The sequence below is a fragment of the Dactylosporangium sp. NPDC050588 genome, assembly GCF_040654975.1.
In the GTDB taxonomy this organism is placed as follows: domain Bacteria; phylum Actinomycetota; class Actinomycetes; order Mycobacteriales; family Micromonosporaceae; genus Dactylosporangium; species Dactylosporangium maewongense.
The window spans coordinates 17,638-35,179 of the sequence record NZ_JBFAJA010000077.1; the positions used below are offsets into that span (position 1 = coordinate 17,638).

11 protein-coding genes are annotated in these 17,542 nt (G+C 72.4%); 3 read left to right on the top strand and 8 right to left on the bottom strand.

Annotated features, from left to right (window positions below; all coding sequences use genetic code 11):
* Positions 1-245: 245 nt before the first annotated feature.
* Both AB0I21_RS41730 and AB0I21_RS41735 read right to left on the bottom strand, forming a co-directional pair.
* A complete protein-coding gene (locus AB0I21_RS41730; protein ID WP_360569213.1) occupies positions 246-1,355 on the bottom strand; it encodes an FAD-dependent oxidoreductase in 1,110 nt (369 codons plus the stop codon).
* 55 nt (positions 1,356-1,410) lie between these two features.
* Positions 1,411-3,372, bottom strand: coding sequence for a hypothetical protein (locus tag AB0I21_RS41735; protein WP_360569214.1), 1,962 nt, complete (start codon positions 3,370-3,372; stop codon positions 1,411-1,413).
* Positions 3,373-3,535: 163 nt separating this feature from the next.
* Here AB0I21_RS41735 and AB0I21_RS41740 point away from each other — a divergent pair, with 163 nt between their 5' ends.
* The 3 genes from AB0I21_RS41740 (at position 3,536) to AB0I21_RS41750 (ending at position 7,608) form a co-directional block, all read left to right on the top strand.
* On the top strand, positions 3,536-4,537 hold the full coding sequence (locus tag AB0I21_RS41740; RefSeq protein WP_360569215.1) for an aminoglycoside phosphotransferase family protein: 1,002 nt from the start codon (positions 3,536-3,538) through the stop codon (positions 4,535-4,537).
* 27 nt (positions 4,538-4,564) lie between these two features.
* Positions 4,565-6,337 carry a PAS domain S-box protein gene (locus AB0I21_RS41745; RefSeq protein WP_360569216.1) on the top strand — a complete coding sequence of 591 codons (1,773 nt, stop codon included), beginning with the start codon at positions 4,565-4,567 and terminating at the stop codon, positions 6,335-6,337.
* 89 nt (positions 6,338-6,426) lie between these two features.
* A complete protein-coding gene (locus AB0I21_RS41750) occupies positions 6,427-7,608 on the top strand; it encodes a metallophosphoesterase (RefSeq protein WP_360569217.1) in 1,182 nt (393 codons plus the stop codon).
* Between the two features lie 12 nt (positions 7,609-7,620).
* On the opposite strand, the gene AB0I21_RS41755 is transcribed toward AB0I21_RS41750, so the two are convergent.
* The 6 genes from AB0I21_RS41755 to AB0I21_RS41780 all read right to left on the bottom strand — a co-directional run bounded on the left by AB0I21_RS41755 (position 7,621) and on the right by AB0I21_RS41780 (position 17,533).
* On the bottom strand, positions 7,621-8,061 hold the full coding sequence (locus tag AB0I21_RS41755; RefSeq protein WP_344502308.1) for a universal stress protein: 441 nt from the start codon (positions 8,059-8,061) through the stop codon (positions 7,621-7,623).
* Between the two features lie 95 nt (positions 8,062-8,156).
* Positions 8,157-8,561, bottom strand: coding sequence for a GtrA family protein (locus tag AB0I21_RS41760; RefSeq protein ID WP_360569218.1), 405 nt, complete (start codon positions 8,559-8,561; stop codon positions 8,157-8,159).
* A complete protein-coding gene (locus AB0I21_RS41765) occupies positions 8,558-10,084 on the bottom strand; it encodes a glycosyltransferase family 39 protein (protein ID WP_360569219.1) in 1,527 nt (508 codons plus the stop codon). Before AB0I21_RS41765 ends, AB0I21_RS41760 begins: the two co-directional genes overlap by 4 nt.
* Positions 10,081-12,186, bottom strand: a complete 2,106-nt coding sequence (locus AB0I21_RS41770) for a glycosyltransferase (RefSeq protein ID WP_360569220.1) — start codon at positions 12,184-12,186, stop codon at positions 10,081-10,083. Before AB0I21_RS41770 ends, AB0I21_RS41765 begins: the two co-directional genes overlap by 4 nt.
* Positions 12,187-12,215: 29 nt before the next feature.
* Positions 12,216-16,046 (bottom strand): PA14 domain-containing protein, encoded by a 3,831-nt coding sequence (locus AB0I21_RS41775; protein WP_360569221.1) that lies wholly within the window; start codon positions 16,044-16,046, stop codon positions 12,216-12,218.
* Between the two features lie 203 nt (positions 16,047-16,249).
* The gene (locus tag AB0I21_RS41780) at positions 16,250-17,533 is read right to left on the bottom strand and encodes a cytochrome P450 (protein WP_360569222.1); all 1,284 of its coding nucleotides are present in this window, start codon (positions 17,531-17,533) and stop codon (positions 16,250-16,252) included.
* Positions 17,534-17,542: the final 9 nt, after the last annotated feature.

Here is a 17,542-nt window from a genome sequence, read left to right on the forward strand (position 1 = left end):
CGCACCGCCGGACAGTGAGCAGCGGCCCGTGAACCCTGCGGGCGCGGCACCCGGCCGCCGCCGACGGTCCAGCGCAGCAGCGCCGGCCTCCGGCTCAGTCCATTCACCGCGGACGTCATGTGTCGGCACCGCATGGCACCACCGCGCGCCGCCGGCGTTGAACCTGAGATCGCCGGCGGACCATCAAGAAAGCGGAGGGCGGTGACCACCGGATGCGGCGCGCACGCGCGGTCCCAGCCAGCGCGTCACGCGCGGCTGTGCGCCGCTTGCGGCGCATTGGGGTGCGGGTGAGAATCCCCGCCGGGACCCGCCGCGAAGCGGTGGGGCGGAAGCACAGCAGCGAGGGAGAGGGCGGCGGCGCGGCCGGCGCGGTTCGCGCCGACGGTGCTGGCGGAGGGGCCGTAGCCGATGAGGTGGACGAGGGGCTCGCGGGTGGTGGCGGTGCCGGTCATGCGGATGCCGCCGCCCGGCTCGCGCAGGTGGAGCGGGGCCAGGTGGGTGAGGGCGGCGCGGAAGCCAGTGGCCCAGATGATGACGTCGGCGGGCTCGAAGGTGGTGCCCCACATGGCGCCGGTGGGGACGAGACGGTCGAACATCGGGTGCCGGTCCAGGGCGCCCTTCGCGAGGGCGGCGCGGACGAGGGTGGTGTACCCGAGGCCGGTCACGCTCACGACGCTGGCGGGTGGCAGGCCGGCCGTGACCCGGGCGGTGACCGAGGCGATCACGGCGCGGCCGTGGTCCTCGGTGAACTCGCCGTCGTGGAAGACGGGCGGGCGACGGGTCACCCAGCGGACCGAGGCGGCGACGCCCGGCAGCTCGGAGAGGACGTGGACCGCGGAGTTGCCGCCGCCGACGACGATGACCCGCAGGCCGGCGAACTCGGCCGGGCCACGGTACGCCGCGTAGTGCAGCTGCCGCCCGGCGAAGGTGCCCGGATAGGTGGGGATGTACGGGCGCGTCCAGGTGCCGGTCGCGTTGACGATGGCTCGCGCGTGGAGCGGGGCGCCGGTCGTACCGACGACGAAACCCGACGAAGAGGACGAGCGCGACACCGAGAGGACCCGCACCGGCCGCCGCACGTCGAGTCCGAAGTGTCGCTCATAGTCGGCGAAGTACGCGGCGACGACGGACGCCGCGGAGCCCGAGGACGGCGGCATGAACGGCAGGCCGGGCAGGTCGAAGATCCGGTGCAGCGAGGACGCGTCGAGGGACGGTGCGCGGTGCTGCCAGGCGCCGCCCGGTGCGGCGTCGGCGTCGAGCACGACGTGGTCCAGGCCGAGCCGGCGCAGGTGATAGGCGGCCGACAGGCCCGCCTGGCCGGCGCCGATCACCACGATGCCCGGATCCGCGTCCACGCTGGGGAAACCCCACCGTGGACGCGGATCTTCCTGCGCGGCGCTGTCTACCGCGTCACTTGGCCTTGCCCTTGGTGAGGCCCCAGGCCGCGGTGTTCAGGGTGTCCTCGACGCCGACGAGACCCTCGTCCGGGTAGAACTCGTCGTCGCCGAAGTCGTAGTCGAAGTCGTCCGCGGTGCCGCCGATGTTGTCCGGGCCGACCCCGAAGAGGCCGGGGAACGCGCCGCCGGCGTCCATGAGGTTGGGGGTGGAGTTCAGCGGGTCGGTGTGGAAGTTGCCGTAGAGGTGACCCGCCTCGTGGGTGATGACGTTGCCCAGCGCCCGGCCGATGAACTTGATCTTGTTGCTGGCCGGGGTGATGTACGTGTTGAGCGACGCCGCGCCGCTCGGGTCGCTGAGCACGTCGAGCAGGACGATCGCGCTGTCCTCGGTGGCGTAGTTGCCCGGGTCGATGAACTGCGCGATGCCGATGGTGTCGATGCCCGACTCGGCGATCGTGCCGCCGACGACGATGCGGTGCACGTTCGGCTGGCCGAACGGGTCCGGGTTGTCGCGACTGTTGAGGATCTTCAGCCCGAAGCGCGGGTCGGTGCCGCGCTCCTTCATGTCGGTGATGATGTTCTCCTTCACCGCCGCGACGACCTCGTTGATCACCTTGTTCTCGTCGGCGGCGCTCAGCCCCCACTTGCCGAGGAACCCGGCGAGCGGCGACAGGGTGCGCACCCCGGGGCCGCCGAAGATGGCGGTGTTGATCCGGGCGCCGTCGAAGTCCAGGAAGAGCGTTTGGACGGTGCCGTTGTCCTGCGCCTCGGGGCCGGGGCGATAGGCCTCGAGGGTGATGTCGTACAGGCCGGCGTTGCCGCCCACCTCCACGGTGAACCGGCCGGAGGTCGCCGCGACCTGCGACACGACCGCGTTGCCACCGCCGGGCAGCGGCGAGCTGGGCGCGTAGATGAAGCTGGCGTCCTGCTCGGAGCCGAAGACGATCCGGCCGGACGGGTCACGGACGGTCAGCCGGGTGCCGACGCCGGTCACCGAACCGCCGAGGACGTCGCCGGCGAGCAGGTCGACGGCGTAGAAGTCGCGGTCGGGGAAGGCGAGCGTGGCGGTGAGCAGGTACGGGCCCTCACTGCCCGACCCGAGCCCGCTGCCGGAGTCGAACGGGTCGGCGGGGAACACCGTGCCGGTGCCGAATCCGGAGATGAGCAGGTAGTAGGTGCCGGACGTGGTGAACGTGAAGTCCAGCAGGCTGTCCAGCCCCGGTCCGCCGTCGTCGTCGGTGCCGACGAGCTCGCCGGTCGCGTCGTACAGGCCGATGACGGTGTCCAGCGGCCCGCTCGGCGTGTCCGTGCCGGCGAGCAGCTGCTGCCCGGCGAGCGCGGTCACCTTGATGAAGTCGAAGTCGCCGGTGTCGTCGCCGGCGCTGCCGTGCGGGCCGTCGCCGATGTCGCCGCTGGTCGAGATGCCCCGGCGGCCGGCGCCGAGCAGCAGGTCCGACGCGATCGGGATGGCCCCGTTGTCCTCGGCCGGCGCGGAGACCATGGTCGGGCTGACCGTCTCCGGCGACAGCTGACCGAGCACGCGGGCCCGGTTGTTCAGCTTCTTGGCGGTGCCGAAGCCCTTGACCAGCTCCGCTGTGGCGTGGCTGTCGTTGGACCCGAACGTCCCGCGCGGCTCGGCCTCGTCGTGCAGCAACGGCGACGTCGCCGCCGCCGTCAGTGAGTTCTTCTTCAGGTTGGCCCGTGCGGCCGCCTGTTGCTTGGCCACCTCGGACCAGTAGTACTTGTCGACCTTGCCGGGATCCTTCAGCAGGGCGGTGTAGGGGTTGACGGCGCCGGCCGGGGCCTTCAGCGTGGCCTGCTGCTTCGGCACGACCTGGACCCCCGCGGCGAGCTGGCGCTTGATGCCGTCGCTGAGCTCCTTGGACGGCGCCGCCGCGGCGGGACTCTGCGGCAGCGCCACCAGCGCCGCGCCCACCAACCCGGCGACGGCGAGACTCGCTAGCCTTTTCCTCACTTGGCCTCCCCATTGAGTCAGGCGTTTCGTGCACGCTATGGCCTGCAAGGTCGTTTACACCACCCCCGATGCTTGTCAATACAGGATTTAACAGATCCAATGATCAACGCCTATGTTGACGGAATGTTGATCACGACCCCCGCCGCTCGCCTAGAGTGTTGGGGTGTCCCACGCCCCCAGCCCCACCCAGCGCCTCCTGACCGCCGGCGAGGTGACCACGCTGCTGCGGCAGCGGGCCGGCCTGAACGTCGTCCACTGTGGAACGTTGAGCGGCGGGACGTTCGCCGCGGTGTGGCGGGCCACGCTGGACGACGGGCGGGAGGTGGTGGCGAAGGTCGGGCCGCCGCCGGAGGTGCCGTTGCTGCGGTACGAGCGCGGCGTCATCGCGGCCGAGGCGCGGTACTACCGGACGGTGGCGGCGAACACGGCGCACGTTCCGGTGCCGCCGGTGCTGCACGCGGACGACGACGTGGTGGTCGTCGGGCTGCTGCCGGGCCGGCCGCTGACCGAGCTGCCGGACGAGACCGCCGGCGAGGCCGTGCGCGAGCAGCTCGGGGTGGCGCTGCGGCACCTGCACGGGGTGACCGGCCCGCACTTCGGTTATGAGGGCGACGGCCGGGCGTCCGGGGCCACGTGGGCGGCGGCGTTCACCGCGATGACCGCCGACCTGCTCGCCGACGCCGCCGACTGGGAGGTGGCGCTGCCGGTGCCGGCCGGCGAGGTGCTCGCCACGATCGAGCGGCACGCCGGCGTCCTCGCCGAGGTCGAGCGGCCCGCGCTGGTGCACTTCGACCTGTGGGACGGCAACGTGCTGTGCGAGGCCGCCGGCTCCGCCTCCCGGCTCACCGGTCTCGTCGACGGGGAGCGGTACTTCTGGGGCGACCCGCTGTACGACTTCGTGTCCACCGCGATCGGCCGGAGGATGGAGGAGCTGCCCGAACACCCGGTTCTGCGCGGGTACTACGGCGCCACGCCGCACACGTTCACGCCGTCGCAGCGACTGCGGCTGATGCTGTACCGGATGCAGTTCGCCGTGCTGCTGCTCGCCGAGATGCCCAGCCGCGGCATCACCGGCGAGGAGGCGCGCGGGCGGCGCGAGTGGGTGACGCCGCAGCTGCTCGCCGACCACCGGGACCTAGGTCCGGTCGGCCACAGTGTGGTATAGAGGACGCTACATACGGTAAGGATGTCGATGGGTAGACGGCAGGTCCTGATCGCCGCGGCGTATGGCGCGCTGATGGCGGTGCTCGCCTGCACGCTGTTCGTCGCGCCCGAGCTCGACTCCGTCGCCTGGGCCGGGATCGGCCTGTGCGCCGCCGGGGCCGTGGTGCTCGGGGTCCGGCGGCACCGGCCACAACGCCCCGGCCCGTGGTGGGCGCTCGCCGCCGCGCTCGTGGCGATGATGTCGGGCGACTTCCTCTACGGGCTCATCGTGGGCGCCACCACCGACCCGCCACCCCTCGTCGACCTGTGCTACCTGGCGATGTTCCCGTTCGTGGCGGCCGCGCTGATCGGGCTGACCCGCGCCTCGTCGACGCTCGCCGGCCGGGCCGGCCTGCTCGACCTGCTCGCCCTCGCCAGCGCCACGCTGCTGGCCGGCTGGGTGTTCATCGTCGGCCCCAGGCTCTCCGCCGACGGCATGACCGGGACCGAGTGGTCGATCCAGGCGGCGTACACGCTCGGCGACGTCGTCGTGCTGGTCGTGACGGTCCGGCTGACCCGCGCGGCGCCGCGCAACCCCTCCGCGATCCTGCTCACCGCCGGTGCCGCCGGGATGCTCATCGGTGACGTGGCGTACGGCCTCGCCCAGTCCCGCGACGGGCTGGCACCAGGCGGGCCCGCCGACGCCGCGTACCTCGTGCTCTACGCGTGCTGGGGCGCGGCGGCGCTGCTGCCGTCGATGGCCCGGCTCACCGCTCCCCCGACCGCCCCCACGACGGCGGACACCCCCGACCGCGGGCTCGGCATGCCGTGGCTGCTCGGCGCCGTCGCGTTCGCCCCGCTGGTCCTGCTGGCGCAGGCGCTGACCGGCTCCGTCCAGGACGGCCCGATGATCGCGGCGGTCGCCGGCATCACCCTCGCGCTCCTCGTCACCAGGCTCAACGACGCCGTCCGGCACCACGCGGAAGGGCTGCGCCGCGAGCGCACCCTGCGGCACGCGGGCACGGTCCTGGTCAGCGTCACCGACGCGGGCGCGGTCGCCGTCGCCGTGCGGACCGCGGTCCGGGAGCTGCTGCCGGCCGACACGCCGCACATCATCGTCGTCGACTCGAGCCTCACCGACCTGCTGCCCCTCAACGAACTGTCCGCGCCGCGGATCGTGCCCGTCGGCGCGACGCCGCCGCTGTGGCAGGAGCGGCTCGGCGAGTTCGGCGACGTGCTGATCTGCCCGCTCGACGCGGCCGTGCTGTACATCGCCGCCGAGCGCAGGGACCTGCGGACCGTGCAGGACGCGGTGACCGTGCTCGCCGGCCAGGCGGCGCTCGCGCTCGCCCGGATCGCGCTCACCGAGGCCGCGAGCCGCCGCGACAGCGACGACTACCTGCGGGCCGTCGCCGAGCACACCAACGACGTCGTGATCGTCCTCGACGACGACGAGCGGATCCGCTACACGAGCCCGTCGGTGACGGAACTGCTGGGGATCTGGCCGACGCCGTTCGCGACGCTGCGGGAGATCGTGGCGCCCGACGACCGCCAGCAGGTCGACACGACGCTGGGGGTGGCCCTCGCCGGCGGGCGGGACGGCACCCGCGACACGTGGAGCCTGCGCCGCCCCGACGGGACCCGGGTGCTGGTCGAGGTCCGCTTCCGCGACCTGCGCGACGACCGGCTCGTCCGCGGCCTGGTCCTCACGATGCGCGACGTGACCGAGCAGCGGCGGCACGAGCTGGAGGTGCTGCGCCGCCACTGGGAGGCCACCCCGGGCGCGGCGAACCGGGACAATTCATCCCGCAAGTACCAGTAGTCGTCTCCAGTTCGTGTGACCTGTGACGGATCACAGGTTCGCCCGGCCGTGCTTTGGCCGGGTGATGGCACTGCGTGCCATGCTGAAGTGTGGCTACCACTGAAGCGGTCCCAGTCGCGCGGCGCCGGTCGCTGCTGCGCCCCGTGCTCTTCGCGTTGACGCTCACCACCGTGCTGGCGCTGCTCTTCGGCGTGCCGTGGTGGTCGCTGGTGCTGTCCGGCAACGGGTGGCCCCTCGGCGTCCGCGTCACCGGCACCGTCCTGTTCGCCGGCACCGCCGTCGCGTTCCCGGTGCTGATGATGCTCGGCCACGGCCGCCGCCACGTGGACTGGGCGTCGCGCGTCGCCGACACCACCCTCGGCGTGGTGTGGCAGCTCTTCGTGTGGGCCGTCGCCGGCGACCTGCTGCGCCTGGGCCTGCTCGCCGGCGGCGTCGGCGACCCGCTGCGCTCCCGGATCGTGGCCGGCTTCACCGGTGTCCTGGCCGTCGGCCTGCTGCTGTGGGGTTACGTCGAGGCGATGAAGGTGCCGCGGGTCCGCCGGGTCGACGTCGCGATCCCCCGCCTCGGCGCCGGACTGGACGGGCTGAAGGTCGTCCTGCTCACCGACACGCACTACGGCCCGATCGACCGGGCCCGCTGGTCCCGCGGCGTCACCGAGGTCGTCAACGCCCTGGACGCCGACATCGTGGCCCACACCGGCGACATCGCCGACGGCACCGTCGCGCAGCGCACCGAGCAGGCCGCCCCGCTCGGCGACGTCAAGGCCCGTTACGCCCGTGTCTACGTCACCGGCAACCACGAGTACTACGGCGAGGCCGAGGGCTGGCTGCAGCGGATGGGCGAGCTCGGCTGGGAGGCCCTGCACAACCGGCACCTGGTCGTCGAGCGCGGCGGCGACCGCCTCGTCGTGGCCGGCGTCGACGACCGTACCGCCGCCGGCACCGGCCTGGCGGGCCACCGCGCCGACCACGCGACCGCCCTCGCCGGCGCCGACCCCGACCTGCCGGTCCTGCTGCTGGCCCACCAGCCGAAGCAGGTCGACGACGCCGTCGCGCACGGCATCGACCTGCAACTGTCCGGCCACACCCACGGCGGCCAGATGTGGCCGTTCCACTACCTGGTGCGCCTCGACCAGCCGGTCGTGCAGGGCCTGACCCGCCACGGCGCGCGCACCCAGCTCTACACCAGCCGCGGCACCGGCTTCTGGGGCCCGCCGTTCCGCATCTTCGCCCCGAGCGAGATCACCGAACTGACCCTACGCCGCGTCTGACCCGTTGACGGGTCAGGGGACGACGGTGACGGGCCACTTGCCGGACTTGACGAGGCGGACGGCGAGGGAGCCGACAAAGCGGTGGCCGAGGCGGGAGGAGGCGCCGACGACCACCGCGTCGGCGCGCAGTTCGGTCGCGACGCGGACGAGTTCGGAATACGGGTCGCCGCGGGCGGCCACGAACTCGGCGCGGATGCCGGCGTGGACGGAGCCGGCCTCGACCTGGCGGCGCATGTCCTCGGTGGCGTCGGTGATGGCCTGCTCGACGGCGGCGGCCGCGCCGGCGACGAAGAGGCTCGCGGTGGGCGCGCCGGCGACGTAGACCACGACGAGCCGGGCGCCCTGCCTGCGGGCGAGACCTGCCGCGTAGGCACCGGCGCGCAGGGACGGGTCCGAGCCGTCGACGCCGACGACGATGACCTTCGGGCCGTCGGTGCCGAGTTCGAAGACCACGGCACCAGCATGCCGCAGCACCCGGCGGATGCGCATCCGGGGGCCGCGGCACGGCAGGTGTCAGAAGGAGCGGCGAGGCGATGAAGCGGCAGTTGTCAGGCGGACTCCGGGAGTGGCACGGGGCGGTAGATGAAGCGGTTGGTGACGGCGAAGCGCAGGGCGAAGGCCAGGACGAGGGTCACCAGGTTGGCGGCGAGCTCGTCGACGCCCGCCCATGCGACGAGCAGCGCGAGCAGCGGCAGCCGGACGGCCAGGTCGAGGTTGTTGAGGGCCACGAACCGCGCGAGGCGCCCCGCCCAGTGCCGGCCGCGGCGGTCGCGGAACACCACGAGGTCGACGAGGACGAAGTTCCAGCAGATGGCGACCTCGGTCGCGGCCACCGCGGCAGGCAGGTAGTGCAGGTGCCAGTGGTCGACGAGCAGCCACATGACGGCCAGGTTGGGCAGGACCCCGGAGGCCCCCACGGCGCCGAACCCGGCCATGCGCAGGAGGGACTTCACGGGTGCACCTTCCGGACGATGATGTCGCCGAAGCGGGTGACCTCGGTCGAGGACTCCACGCCCCGGCGCAGGGTCGGCAGGCCGGCGAGGGTACTGGCGGCCTGGTCGGCCATGACGATGTAGTCGATGCTGGCCACGCCGGCCGGTAGGACCTCGGTCATCACCTCCGGGTCGGTGTCGACCTTCCAGAGCCAGACCGGCTTCGTGAACCCGGCGAGCTTCAGGTCCATCCAGATGTAGTCGTCGGTGACGACGACCGCGGACCGGTCGACGTGGTCGACGACCCAGCGGGTCGCGGCGCGGGAGTTGGCGCTGCCGTCGAAGGATGCCTGCTCGCGCAGGGTCGTCGCCCAGCCGGGAAGGACGAGGAGCGCCGCCAGTACAGCGGCGGCGACGACGAACGGAGCACGCAGCCGCGCCGAGAGCTGAGCCCCGGCGCCGGCGATGAGCAGGGCCGCGAAGGGCAGCAGGGCGATGACGTAGGCGAAGGGCAGGTAGCCGCCGCGGCACATCATGCCGACCTGGATGAGCAGGGCGAGCCCGATCGGCCGGAGGTGGCGCACGGCCAGGCCGAGCGGGATGAGCACGACGCCGGGCAGCAGGAGCCACGGGTCGAGGTCGATCCAGGACCTGGCGAGGCTGAACGTGCCGGACGACGGGTCGAGGAGGCTGCCGCTGCCGGAGCGGGCGAACAGCTGCCACCACAGCGCCCAGCCGAGGCTGACGTGGCCCTCGCCGGGCAGGAGCTCGTTCTTCAGCAGCGCGAACACCGGGTAGGAGGCGACCAGTACACCGAACGACACGAGGAACACGCCGAGGTTCCACACCCGGGTCCGCCGGGAGGTGTGCTGGACGAGCAGCCAGACCAGGGCCGGCAGGAGGATGACGATGGTCTCCTTGCACAGGGCGGCCGAGGCGAACCAGATCGCGCTCCACAGGGCGGCGCCGACGCTGCGGCGCGGTGACGCGGCGGCGGCGAGCGCGGCGAGGACGAACATGGTGGCGAGGTTGTCCAGGAACACCATGCGGTGGAAGTAGACCGCGAGGGGGCTGACCGCGAACAGGAACACGGCGGCGCCGGCCCAGCCGCGGCTGAAGCGGAGCCGCCTGGCGAGCAGGAACAGCAGGGCGCAGCTGACCAGCGCCGAGATGAGCATGACCTCGCGGCCGACCATGACGGCGCTGGGGGCGCGGTCGAAGCCGTCGGTGAGGCCCGCGTAGCCGGCGATGATCGCCCAGCCGAGGAAGGGATGGTCGTACCAGTAGGTGTAGTGCGACAGGGCGCCGTGGTCGAGCAGCGCCCAGGCCTGGTTGACGTAGGTGCCCTCGTCGTCGTTGATGCGGCCGGGCCAGCCGTGCAGGTTCCACCCGTTGACGAGCCCGGCGAGGACGAGCAGCGGGGCGAGCACGAGCAACGACGCCCGGTGCGTGCGCCAGCGCGACGCACGCGGCTCGTCAGCAAAAGCGGCAGCGGCAGCGGCACCACGGACGGGGCTCCGCTCGATCTCAAGGACGGCGGTCACGCGACGGCGCCTTCCAGAGCCAGCGGCCGGTGGTGGCCGCCGTGGGCGGTCTTGTGCCAGGTGGTGTTGCCGTCGACGTGCTGCCACACGGCCCAGAACGCCGCGCCCATCAGCACCCACTGGTAGACGGGCGCGCCGACGAGCAGGAAGAGGTAGTGCCGCCACAGCACCTTCTGCCGGTACGCGTGGGCGAACTCGCGCAGCCCGACGAGCTGCGTCGCGAGGGTGATGAGGATCGGCACGAAGGGCGCGTACATCAGCATCGCCACGCCGACGGGCACCTTCAGCCACAGGATCGTGGCGATCGACAGCGGCAGCAGCAGCGCGGAGAAGGCCTGCAGGAACGGTGTCGCGAGGATGTACCCGGCGAGGACCCGCTGCCGCAGGGTGGGCAGCGTCGCCCAGCGGCCCTCGAGCAGGATGCTGAGGAAGCCCTGGTTCCACCGGACCCGCTGCCAGAAGAGGGACCCGGCCCGGCGGTCGCCGATGGTCTGCGGGACCTCCTCGCGGGTGGCGAGCTCCGGCTCGTAGGCGGCGACCACGCGGGCGCCGTACCGGGTGCAGAGCAGGACGCCGAGCGCGCAGTCCTCGGTGAGGTTGTCGGGCCAGCCGCCGGCCTGCTCCAGCAGCCGCCGCCGGATGAACACGGTGTTGCCGCCGAGCGGCACGAACCCGGTCCGCACCTGGTAGAACATGCGGCTGGTGAACCAGAAGAAGTACTCCATCACGTTGTGGACCTTGAACCAGTCGCGGGCGCGGGTGCCGAGCGTCATGAGTTGTACGCCGCCCTGCACGACGTCGGCGTCGGTGCGGCCGAGCAGGGTGTTGACCCGGGTGAGCAGCTGCGGCGCGACGTCGTCCTCGGCGTCGACGACCCCGATGACGGTGCCGGTGGCGACGGCGAGCGCGGCGTTGAGCTGGCGTGGCTTGTTGGACCTGGAGTACGCGCGGACGACGGTGCGGACCCGGCCGTGCGGGTCGTCGAGCGCCTGGACGCGCCGGACCTCGGCGAGGGTCGCGTCGTCGCCCTCGCACAGCGACACGAGGATCTCGTAGTCGTCGTGGTCCTGCTGGAGCAGGTGCCGCAGGGTGCCGGCGATGACGAACTCCTCGTTGAGCGCCGGCACGATGACGGTGAAGCGCTCCTTCGCCTCGTCGGGGACGGCGGCCGGCCAGCGCATCTGCTCGACGGCTTCGGGGGTGCGCCAGCCGTACAGGCGCCACCGGACCTCGAGGGCGCCGACGACGGTGTTGTACAGCGCGACGGCGGTCACGAGCAGGGCGAGGACGGCGGCGCCGGACAGCGGTGACACGGCGAGGGCGGCGGTGCCGGCGGCGACGGTGCCGAGCAGCGCGCCCCACCGGACGGCGGGCGCGGCGAACCAGGTGACGAGCCGGAGCCAGGGCAGCTGCCGCAGGTAGAGCATTCCTTGGCGCAGGTCGCCCTTGCTGGTGCCGGCGACGCGTTCGGCGAACCGCAGCGGCAGCTCGGTGCGGCGGAGGCGGGGGAACCGCGCGAGGATCTCCAGGAGGATCTTGAACCCGCGCGACCGGAGCTTCTCGGTGTCCATCCTGCCCAGGCGTACCGCGAAGAATCCGGTCATCGGGTCCGTGACGCCGCGCAGCGCGAACGGGAACGCCAGGCGCGCCAGGATCGTCGAGCCGGTCGACACCAGGCGGCGCAGCGGGCCGTCGAGGCCGCCGCTGCTGCCGCCCTCCCGGTAGCGGCTCGCCATCACCAGGTCGTGCTCGTCGAGGGCCGCGAGGAGCGCCGGCACCAGCTCCGGCGGGTGCTGCAGGTCGGCGTCCATCACGAGGGCCTTCGGCGCGCGGGCCCGCCGGAACCCGTCGACGACGGCGCCCGCGAGGCCGCCGGTCCGCTGCCCGCCGGTGCGGTGGAAGACCCGGACGCGGAGGTCGTCGCGCTCCAGGCGGGCCGCGGCGGCCGCGATGGCGTCGACGGTGCGCTCGTCGTCGCTGTCGTCGACGAACAGCAGCTCGAACGGGGCGTCGCGCAGCACCGCCGACAACCGGGCGATCAGCGGACCGACGTTCTCCTCCTCGTGCCTGCAAGGGATGACGATCGTGGCCTTCGGGGTCACGGGATCTCCTTCGATACGACCGATGAGCTTCACAACCGGATGACCGAACAGCGCGCCAGTGCGCCGCCGCCGCTGTCGAAGTACTCGACGGTGACCGTGTGGTCGCCTTCGGACAGCGGGGTTTCGAACGTGTACGTGGTCGGCGGGTGGTCGGACCATCCGTCGATCACCACGGCTCCGTCGATCGAGACGCGGATGCCGTCGTCACTGGTGGCGGTGATGCGGTACGTGCCGCCGGGCAGGTGGTCGGTCCTGGTCCAGCGGGCGGAGAACCCGTCGGCCGGCAGCCCCTCGGCGGGGGCACCGAGGCCCCAGTCGTGGTCGACGGCCAGGTCCTGCCGGGTCAGGACGGGCTCCCCGGTGGCGGTCGGGTTGGCGTAGAAGGACACCGTCCACGGGGTGGGTGGCGGCGGGTCGGCGGTCTTGGCGTAGCTGAGCCGGGCGATGGCGCCGGCGGCCTTGTCGTAGTACTCGACGGCGATCACGTGGGCGCCCTCGGCGAGGTTGCGCTGGACCACGAACATGGTCGGCGGCTGGTCGCGCCACTCGTCGAGGACGAGCACGCCGTCGACGTAGAGCCGGACGCCGTCGTCGGCGAGGAGCCGGAACGTGTAGACGCCGGCGGCGAGGTTGTCGGTGCGGGTCCAGCGGGCCGAGAACCCGTCGGCGGGCACGCCGGGGCCGGGCGCGCCGAGCCCCCAGTCGAAGTCGACGGCGGCGTCCTGCCGTTGCACCGCCGGCGCCCCGGTCAGGTCGGTGCCGCGGTAGTAGGCGCCGTCCCAGCCGGGTGGTGAGGTGACGTCGCCGACGCGCCGGTAGCCGAACCGCAGCTGGGCGCCGGCGGCGTTCTCGTAGTACTCGACGCGGATCGTGTGCGGGCCGCCCAGCAGCAGCTTGTCGGCGGTGAACTCCTCGTTCTGCTCCCGCCACCGGTCGAGGACGACCGCGCCGTCGACGATGACCCGGATGCCGTCGTCGCTGGCGCCGGCGAACCGGTACAGGCCGGACGGGAGCACGTCGGTGCGGGTGTACACCGCGACGAAGTGGTCGGTGTCGATGCCGCCGCCGGGGCCGCCGGCGCCGTACGGGTGGTCGATCGCGGTCTCGTCCCGCACGAGGTCCGGCGCCCGTGACGGGATCGACGGCTGCGAGCCGGCGCCGGGCGTGTTCCAGTACCTCGCCTCGTACGCCGGCGCCGGGGGTAGGTCGCCGGCGCGGCTCCAGCCGAGCCGGGCGAGGGCGCCGGCGGCGTTCTCGTAGTACTCCATGACGATCGTGTGCGCGCCGCCGCCGAGCGCCAGCCGGGTCCGGTACTCGGTGACGCCCTGGTCGCCCCAGTGGTCGACGACGAGCTGGGCGTCGACCCACAGCCGCACCCCGTCGTCGGACGTGGTGACGAAGTCGTAGTAGCCGGCGGTCAGCGTCAGCGGGCGGGTGAACCGCGCGACGAAGTGGTCCGCGTCGATCACGGGGTCGGGCGATCCGAGACCCCAGTCGTGGTCGACGGCCGTCTCGTCGCGGCGCAGCTGCGGCGCGGTCGCCGGGACGGCCGGCGCGGATCCGGCTCCCGGGGTGTTCCAGTACTCGGCGGTGAACGTGTCGCGGGGCTGGTCCGGCGTGGTCTCCCAGGTCAGTTTCGCGCTCGCGTCGACCACGTTGTCGTAGAACTCCAGCCGGATCCTGTGCTGCCCGGCGGCGAGGTCGGCGACGTACTCGTAGGCGGTCGGGCCCTGGTCGTGCCACTGGTCGATGACGACCTGGTCGTCGATGAACAGCCGGGCGCCGTCGTCGGAAGCGACCGTGAAGCGGTACCGGCCGGTGGCGAAGAACTCGGTCTTCGACCAGCGGGCGGAGAAGTGGTCCGCGTTCACGCCGGGGCCGGGCGGGTCGACGGACCAGATGAAGTCGACCACCGGGTCCTGCCGGGTCAGCGCGGGCGGGCCGTCGAGCCGCTGGTTGTTGAAGTACTCGCCGAGGAACGGCGCCGACGGCGCGTAGGTCGCGGTCCACGTGGTGGCGGCGGCGGGGGTGGTGACGAAGTGCCGGATCGCGCCGCCGTCGGACCAGCCGGTGAAGTGGTACACGGTGCCGTCGGCGGCGCGCGTCGTCGGCGGCGCGGCGATCTCCCGCCGGAAACCGGCCACGCCCTGGACCGTGGACGGGGTCGGGACCGGCACCCCGTCGAGGGTCACGCCGAGGCCCGGCGGGCTGGTCGCGAACGTCATCGGCGCCGTGCGCGGGTAGATGAAGACGGACTTCGCGCTGGTGAGCCCGTTGCGGTCGGTGACCGTCACCTTGATCTCGAACCAGGTGTCGGCCGACGCCTCGCCGGTGACGGGGATCGTGAACGTGCCGACCCGGCCGGTCAGCGGCCCGACGAACGGGTGGACGTGCGTGTTGTGGTGCAGGAACACCTCGGTCTTGAGGTCGCCGTCGCTGACGTCGTAGCCGGCGGCGTCGGTGCCGAACACGTTGTAGGTGATCGTGTCGCCGGCGTCGTAGCGGGCACCGTCGGCGGGCGCGGCGACCCGGACCGTCGGCGGGGAGCCGACCTGCACGACGATCGGCCGGGACGTGACGGTGTTGCGGCCGTCGGACACGGTCAGCGTCACCGGGTAGACGCCGACGGCGGCGTAGGTCTTCACCGGATCCGGTGCGGTGCTGCCGCTGCCGTCGCCGAGGTCCCAGTGGTACGTGAGGTCGTCGCCGTCGGGGTCGCTCGTGCCGGCGCTGGTGAAGTGGACGGTGAGCGGCTGCGGCCCGCCCGTCCGGTCGGCCTGGGCCCGCACGACCGGCGCGCCGCCCGCGAGGCTGTAGGAGACCTGGTACAGCTGGCCGGGGAAGTACGTGAGGTAGTACAGCGAGCCGTCGGGGGCGACCTTCAGGTCCACGACGCTGCCGGCGTCGAGGTCGAAGTCGCGGACCTGGGTGATCTGCCCGGCGTCGTCGAGCAGCGCCTGCTTGATGAAGCCGCGCGAGTAGTCGCCGAAGAACATGCTGCCCTGGTACTCGGCGGGGAACTGGCCGCCGTGGTAGACCGGGCCGGCGGTCACCGCGCCGCTGCCGCCGTCGTGGTTGTAGGCGTGCAGCGGCTCGGTGTAGCCGGCGCAGCCGGCGGTGCAGCGGCCCTCGTGGACCGGCCAGCCGTAGTTGCCGCCCTTGACGATGAGGTTGAGCTCTTCCCACGTGTAGTCGCCGACGTCGCCGCCGTAGAGCCGGCCGGTGGCGCTGTCGAACTGGAACCGCCACGGGTTGCGGAATCCGTATGCCCAGATCGCACCGAGTTTTCCGGGCTGCCCCGCGAAAGGGTTGTCCGGCGGAATGGTGCCGTCCGGGTTGATCCGCAGAATCTTGCCGTGTGGGTTGGTCAGGTCCTGTGCGTTCGGTGGATAGCCGTTGTCGCCGACTGCGAAGTAAAGCTTTCCGTCGGGTCCGAACTTGATGCTTCCGCCGACGTGCAGCAGCTGCGACGGTGATTGTGTCTGAAATATGGTGTACGGGCCGTCGGTGCCGATGTCGCCCGAGGCGTCGAATCGCACGAGGTGATTCAGCAGGTCGTGCCCGGTGTAATAGAAGTACACGTGGTGGTTGGCGACGCCGAACCCGGGATCGAACGCGATGCCGATGAGCCCGCGGTCGCCGGAGGCCTCCGAGGGCAGGTCAGCGAAGGGTTCCGGGAGAAGACGGCCGTCCTTGAAGATCTTGATCTTGCCACTGCGTTCGAGGATGAACACGCGGCCGTCGGGGGCGATGTCGAATCCCGACGGGCCGTCGAGGCCTTCACCGACGACGAGTCGCGTGGAGAATCCGGGTGGGGTCGCGGCGCCGGCCGGCACCGCACCGGGCAGCAGTGCCGCCACCAGTGTCAGTAATGCGACGAATACCGGCCGCTTGCGCAATTGCCCACCCCACAGTCATCCCTCGGCACGCATCCTCGGGGTGCTGTGTGATGTGGGAACGACAATTTCGGGTCGGCATTGTTTCGGCCGCTGGTCAATTCATCGGCGCACGGAGAATACGGCGGAACGGTTCCGCCGGAAACACGCCGGAGACGCGCCCGCGGTCAGACGGTCACCGATACGGCGACGGGCAGCGACTCGTAGCCGCGCAGCACCCGCGTCTTGCGGCGCCGCGGCTCGCCGGCGACGGTGAGGCCGGGGTGGCGGTCGAAGAGGGTGCGCAGCCCGATCTCGCCCTCCAGCCGGGCCAGGGCGGCGCCGAGGCAGTAGTGCACGCCGCCGGAGAAGGACAGGTGGTCGCGGGCGTTGGCGCGGGTGACGTCGAAGCGGCCGGGGTCGGCGAAGACGGCGGGGTCGCGGTTGGCGCCGCCGAGCATCGGCACGACCACGTGGCCGGGCTGCAGCCGGGTGCCGGCGATCTCCACGGGCCGCTGGCAGACGCGTGCCGAATTCTGCACCGGGGAGTCGAACCGCAGCATCTCCTCCACGGCGCCGCGCCACAGCGACGGGTCGTCCCGCAGCAGCCGCAGCTGCGCCGGGTGGGCCATCAGCAGCGCCGCGCCCGTGCCGAGCAGGTTGACCGTCGTCTCGAAGCCGGCGGCGAGCAGCAGGCCCGCGGTGGCGAGCAGTTCGTCGTCGGTGAGCTGCTCGCCCTCGAGGTGCACCAGCTGGCTGAGCAGGTTGTCGCCGGGCTCGCGGCGCAGCCGCTCGAAGTGCCCGCGCATCCACGCGTTGCTCTGCCGGATGCCGATCTCGGTGCGCCGGTACTGCCGATACGTGAGCCCCAGGTCGAGCGTCGGCGCGGCCATGGTGCCCCAGTCGAGGAACTGCCGACGCATGGCCAGGGGCACGCCGAGGATGTCGGCGATGACGGTGACGGGCAGCAGCGCCGCATACTGCTCGACCAGGTCGAACCGCGGGCCCAGGCCGTCCAGGAGCTCCTCGGCGGTCCGCTCGATCCTGGGCCGCAGCGCCTCGATCGCCCGGGCGGTGAAGACCTTCGAGACCAGCCGCCGGTAGCGGGTGTGGTCCGGCGGGTCGGTGACGAGCATCGACGGCGGGTCGACCGGCCCGATCGGGGCGGTGCGCCGGCCGAGCCGCCACAGCAGCGCGATCGGCGCCGGCAGCCGCTGGTCGTTGAACCCGACGCCGAACGCCTCGCTGCGCAGCACCGCCGACGCCACGTCGTGCCGCGCGGTCGCCCACATGATCCGCCCGTGGACCAGCGGCCCCTGCGCACGGATCTGGTCGTAGAACGGGTACGGGTCCGCGCGGACGGCGGGGTCGACGAAGAACCGCGCCTGCGGGTCACCCTTGCGGGCCGCGGCGCTGATGCCCAGTCGCGCGAACCCGTGCCTCGTCGCCCACCGCACCAGCGTCCCGCTCATGGTACTAGA

Coding starts and splice junctions, on each gene's coding strand:
- AB0I21_RS41745 (WP_360569216.1), top strand. CDS start 4,565: ATGGGTAGACGGCAGGTCCTGATCGCCGCGGCGTATGGCGCGCTGATG.
- AB0I21_RS41780 (WP_360569222.1), bottom strand. CDS start 17,533: ATGAGCGGGACGCTGGTGCGGTGGGCGACGAGGCACGGGTTCGCGCGA.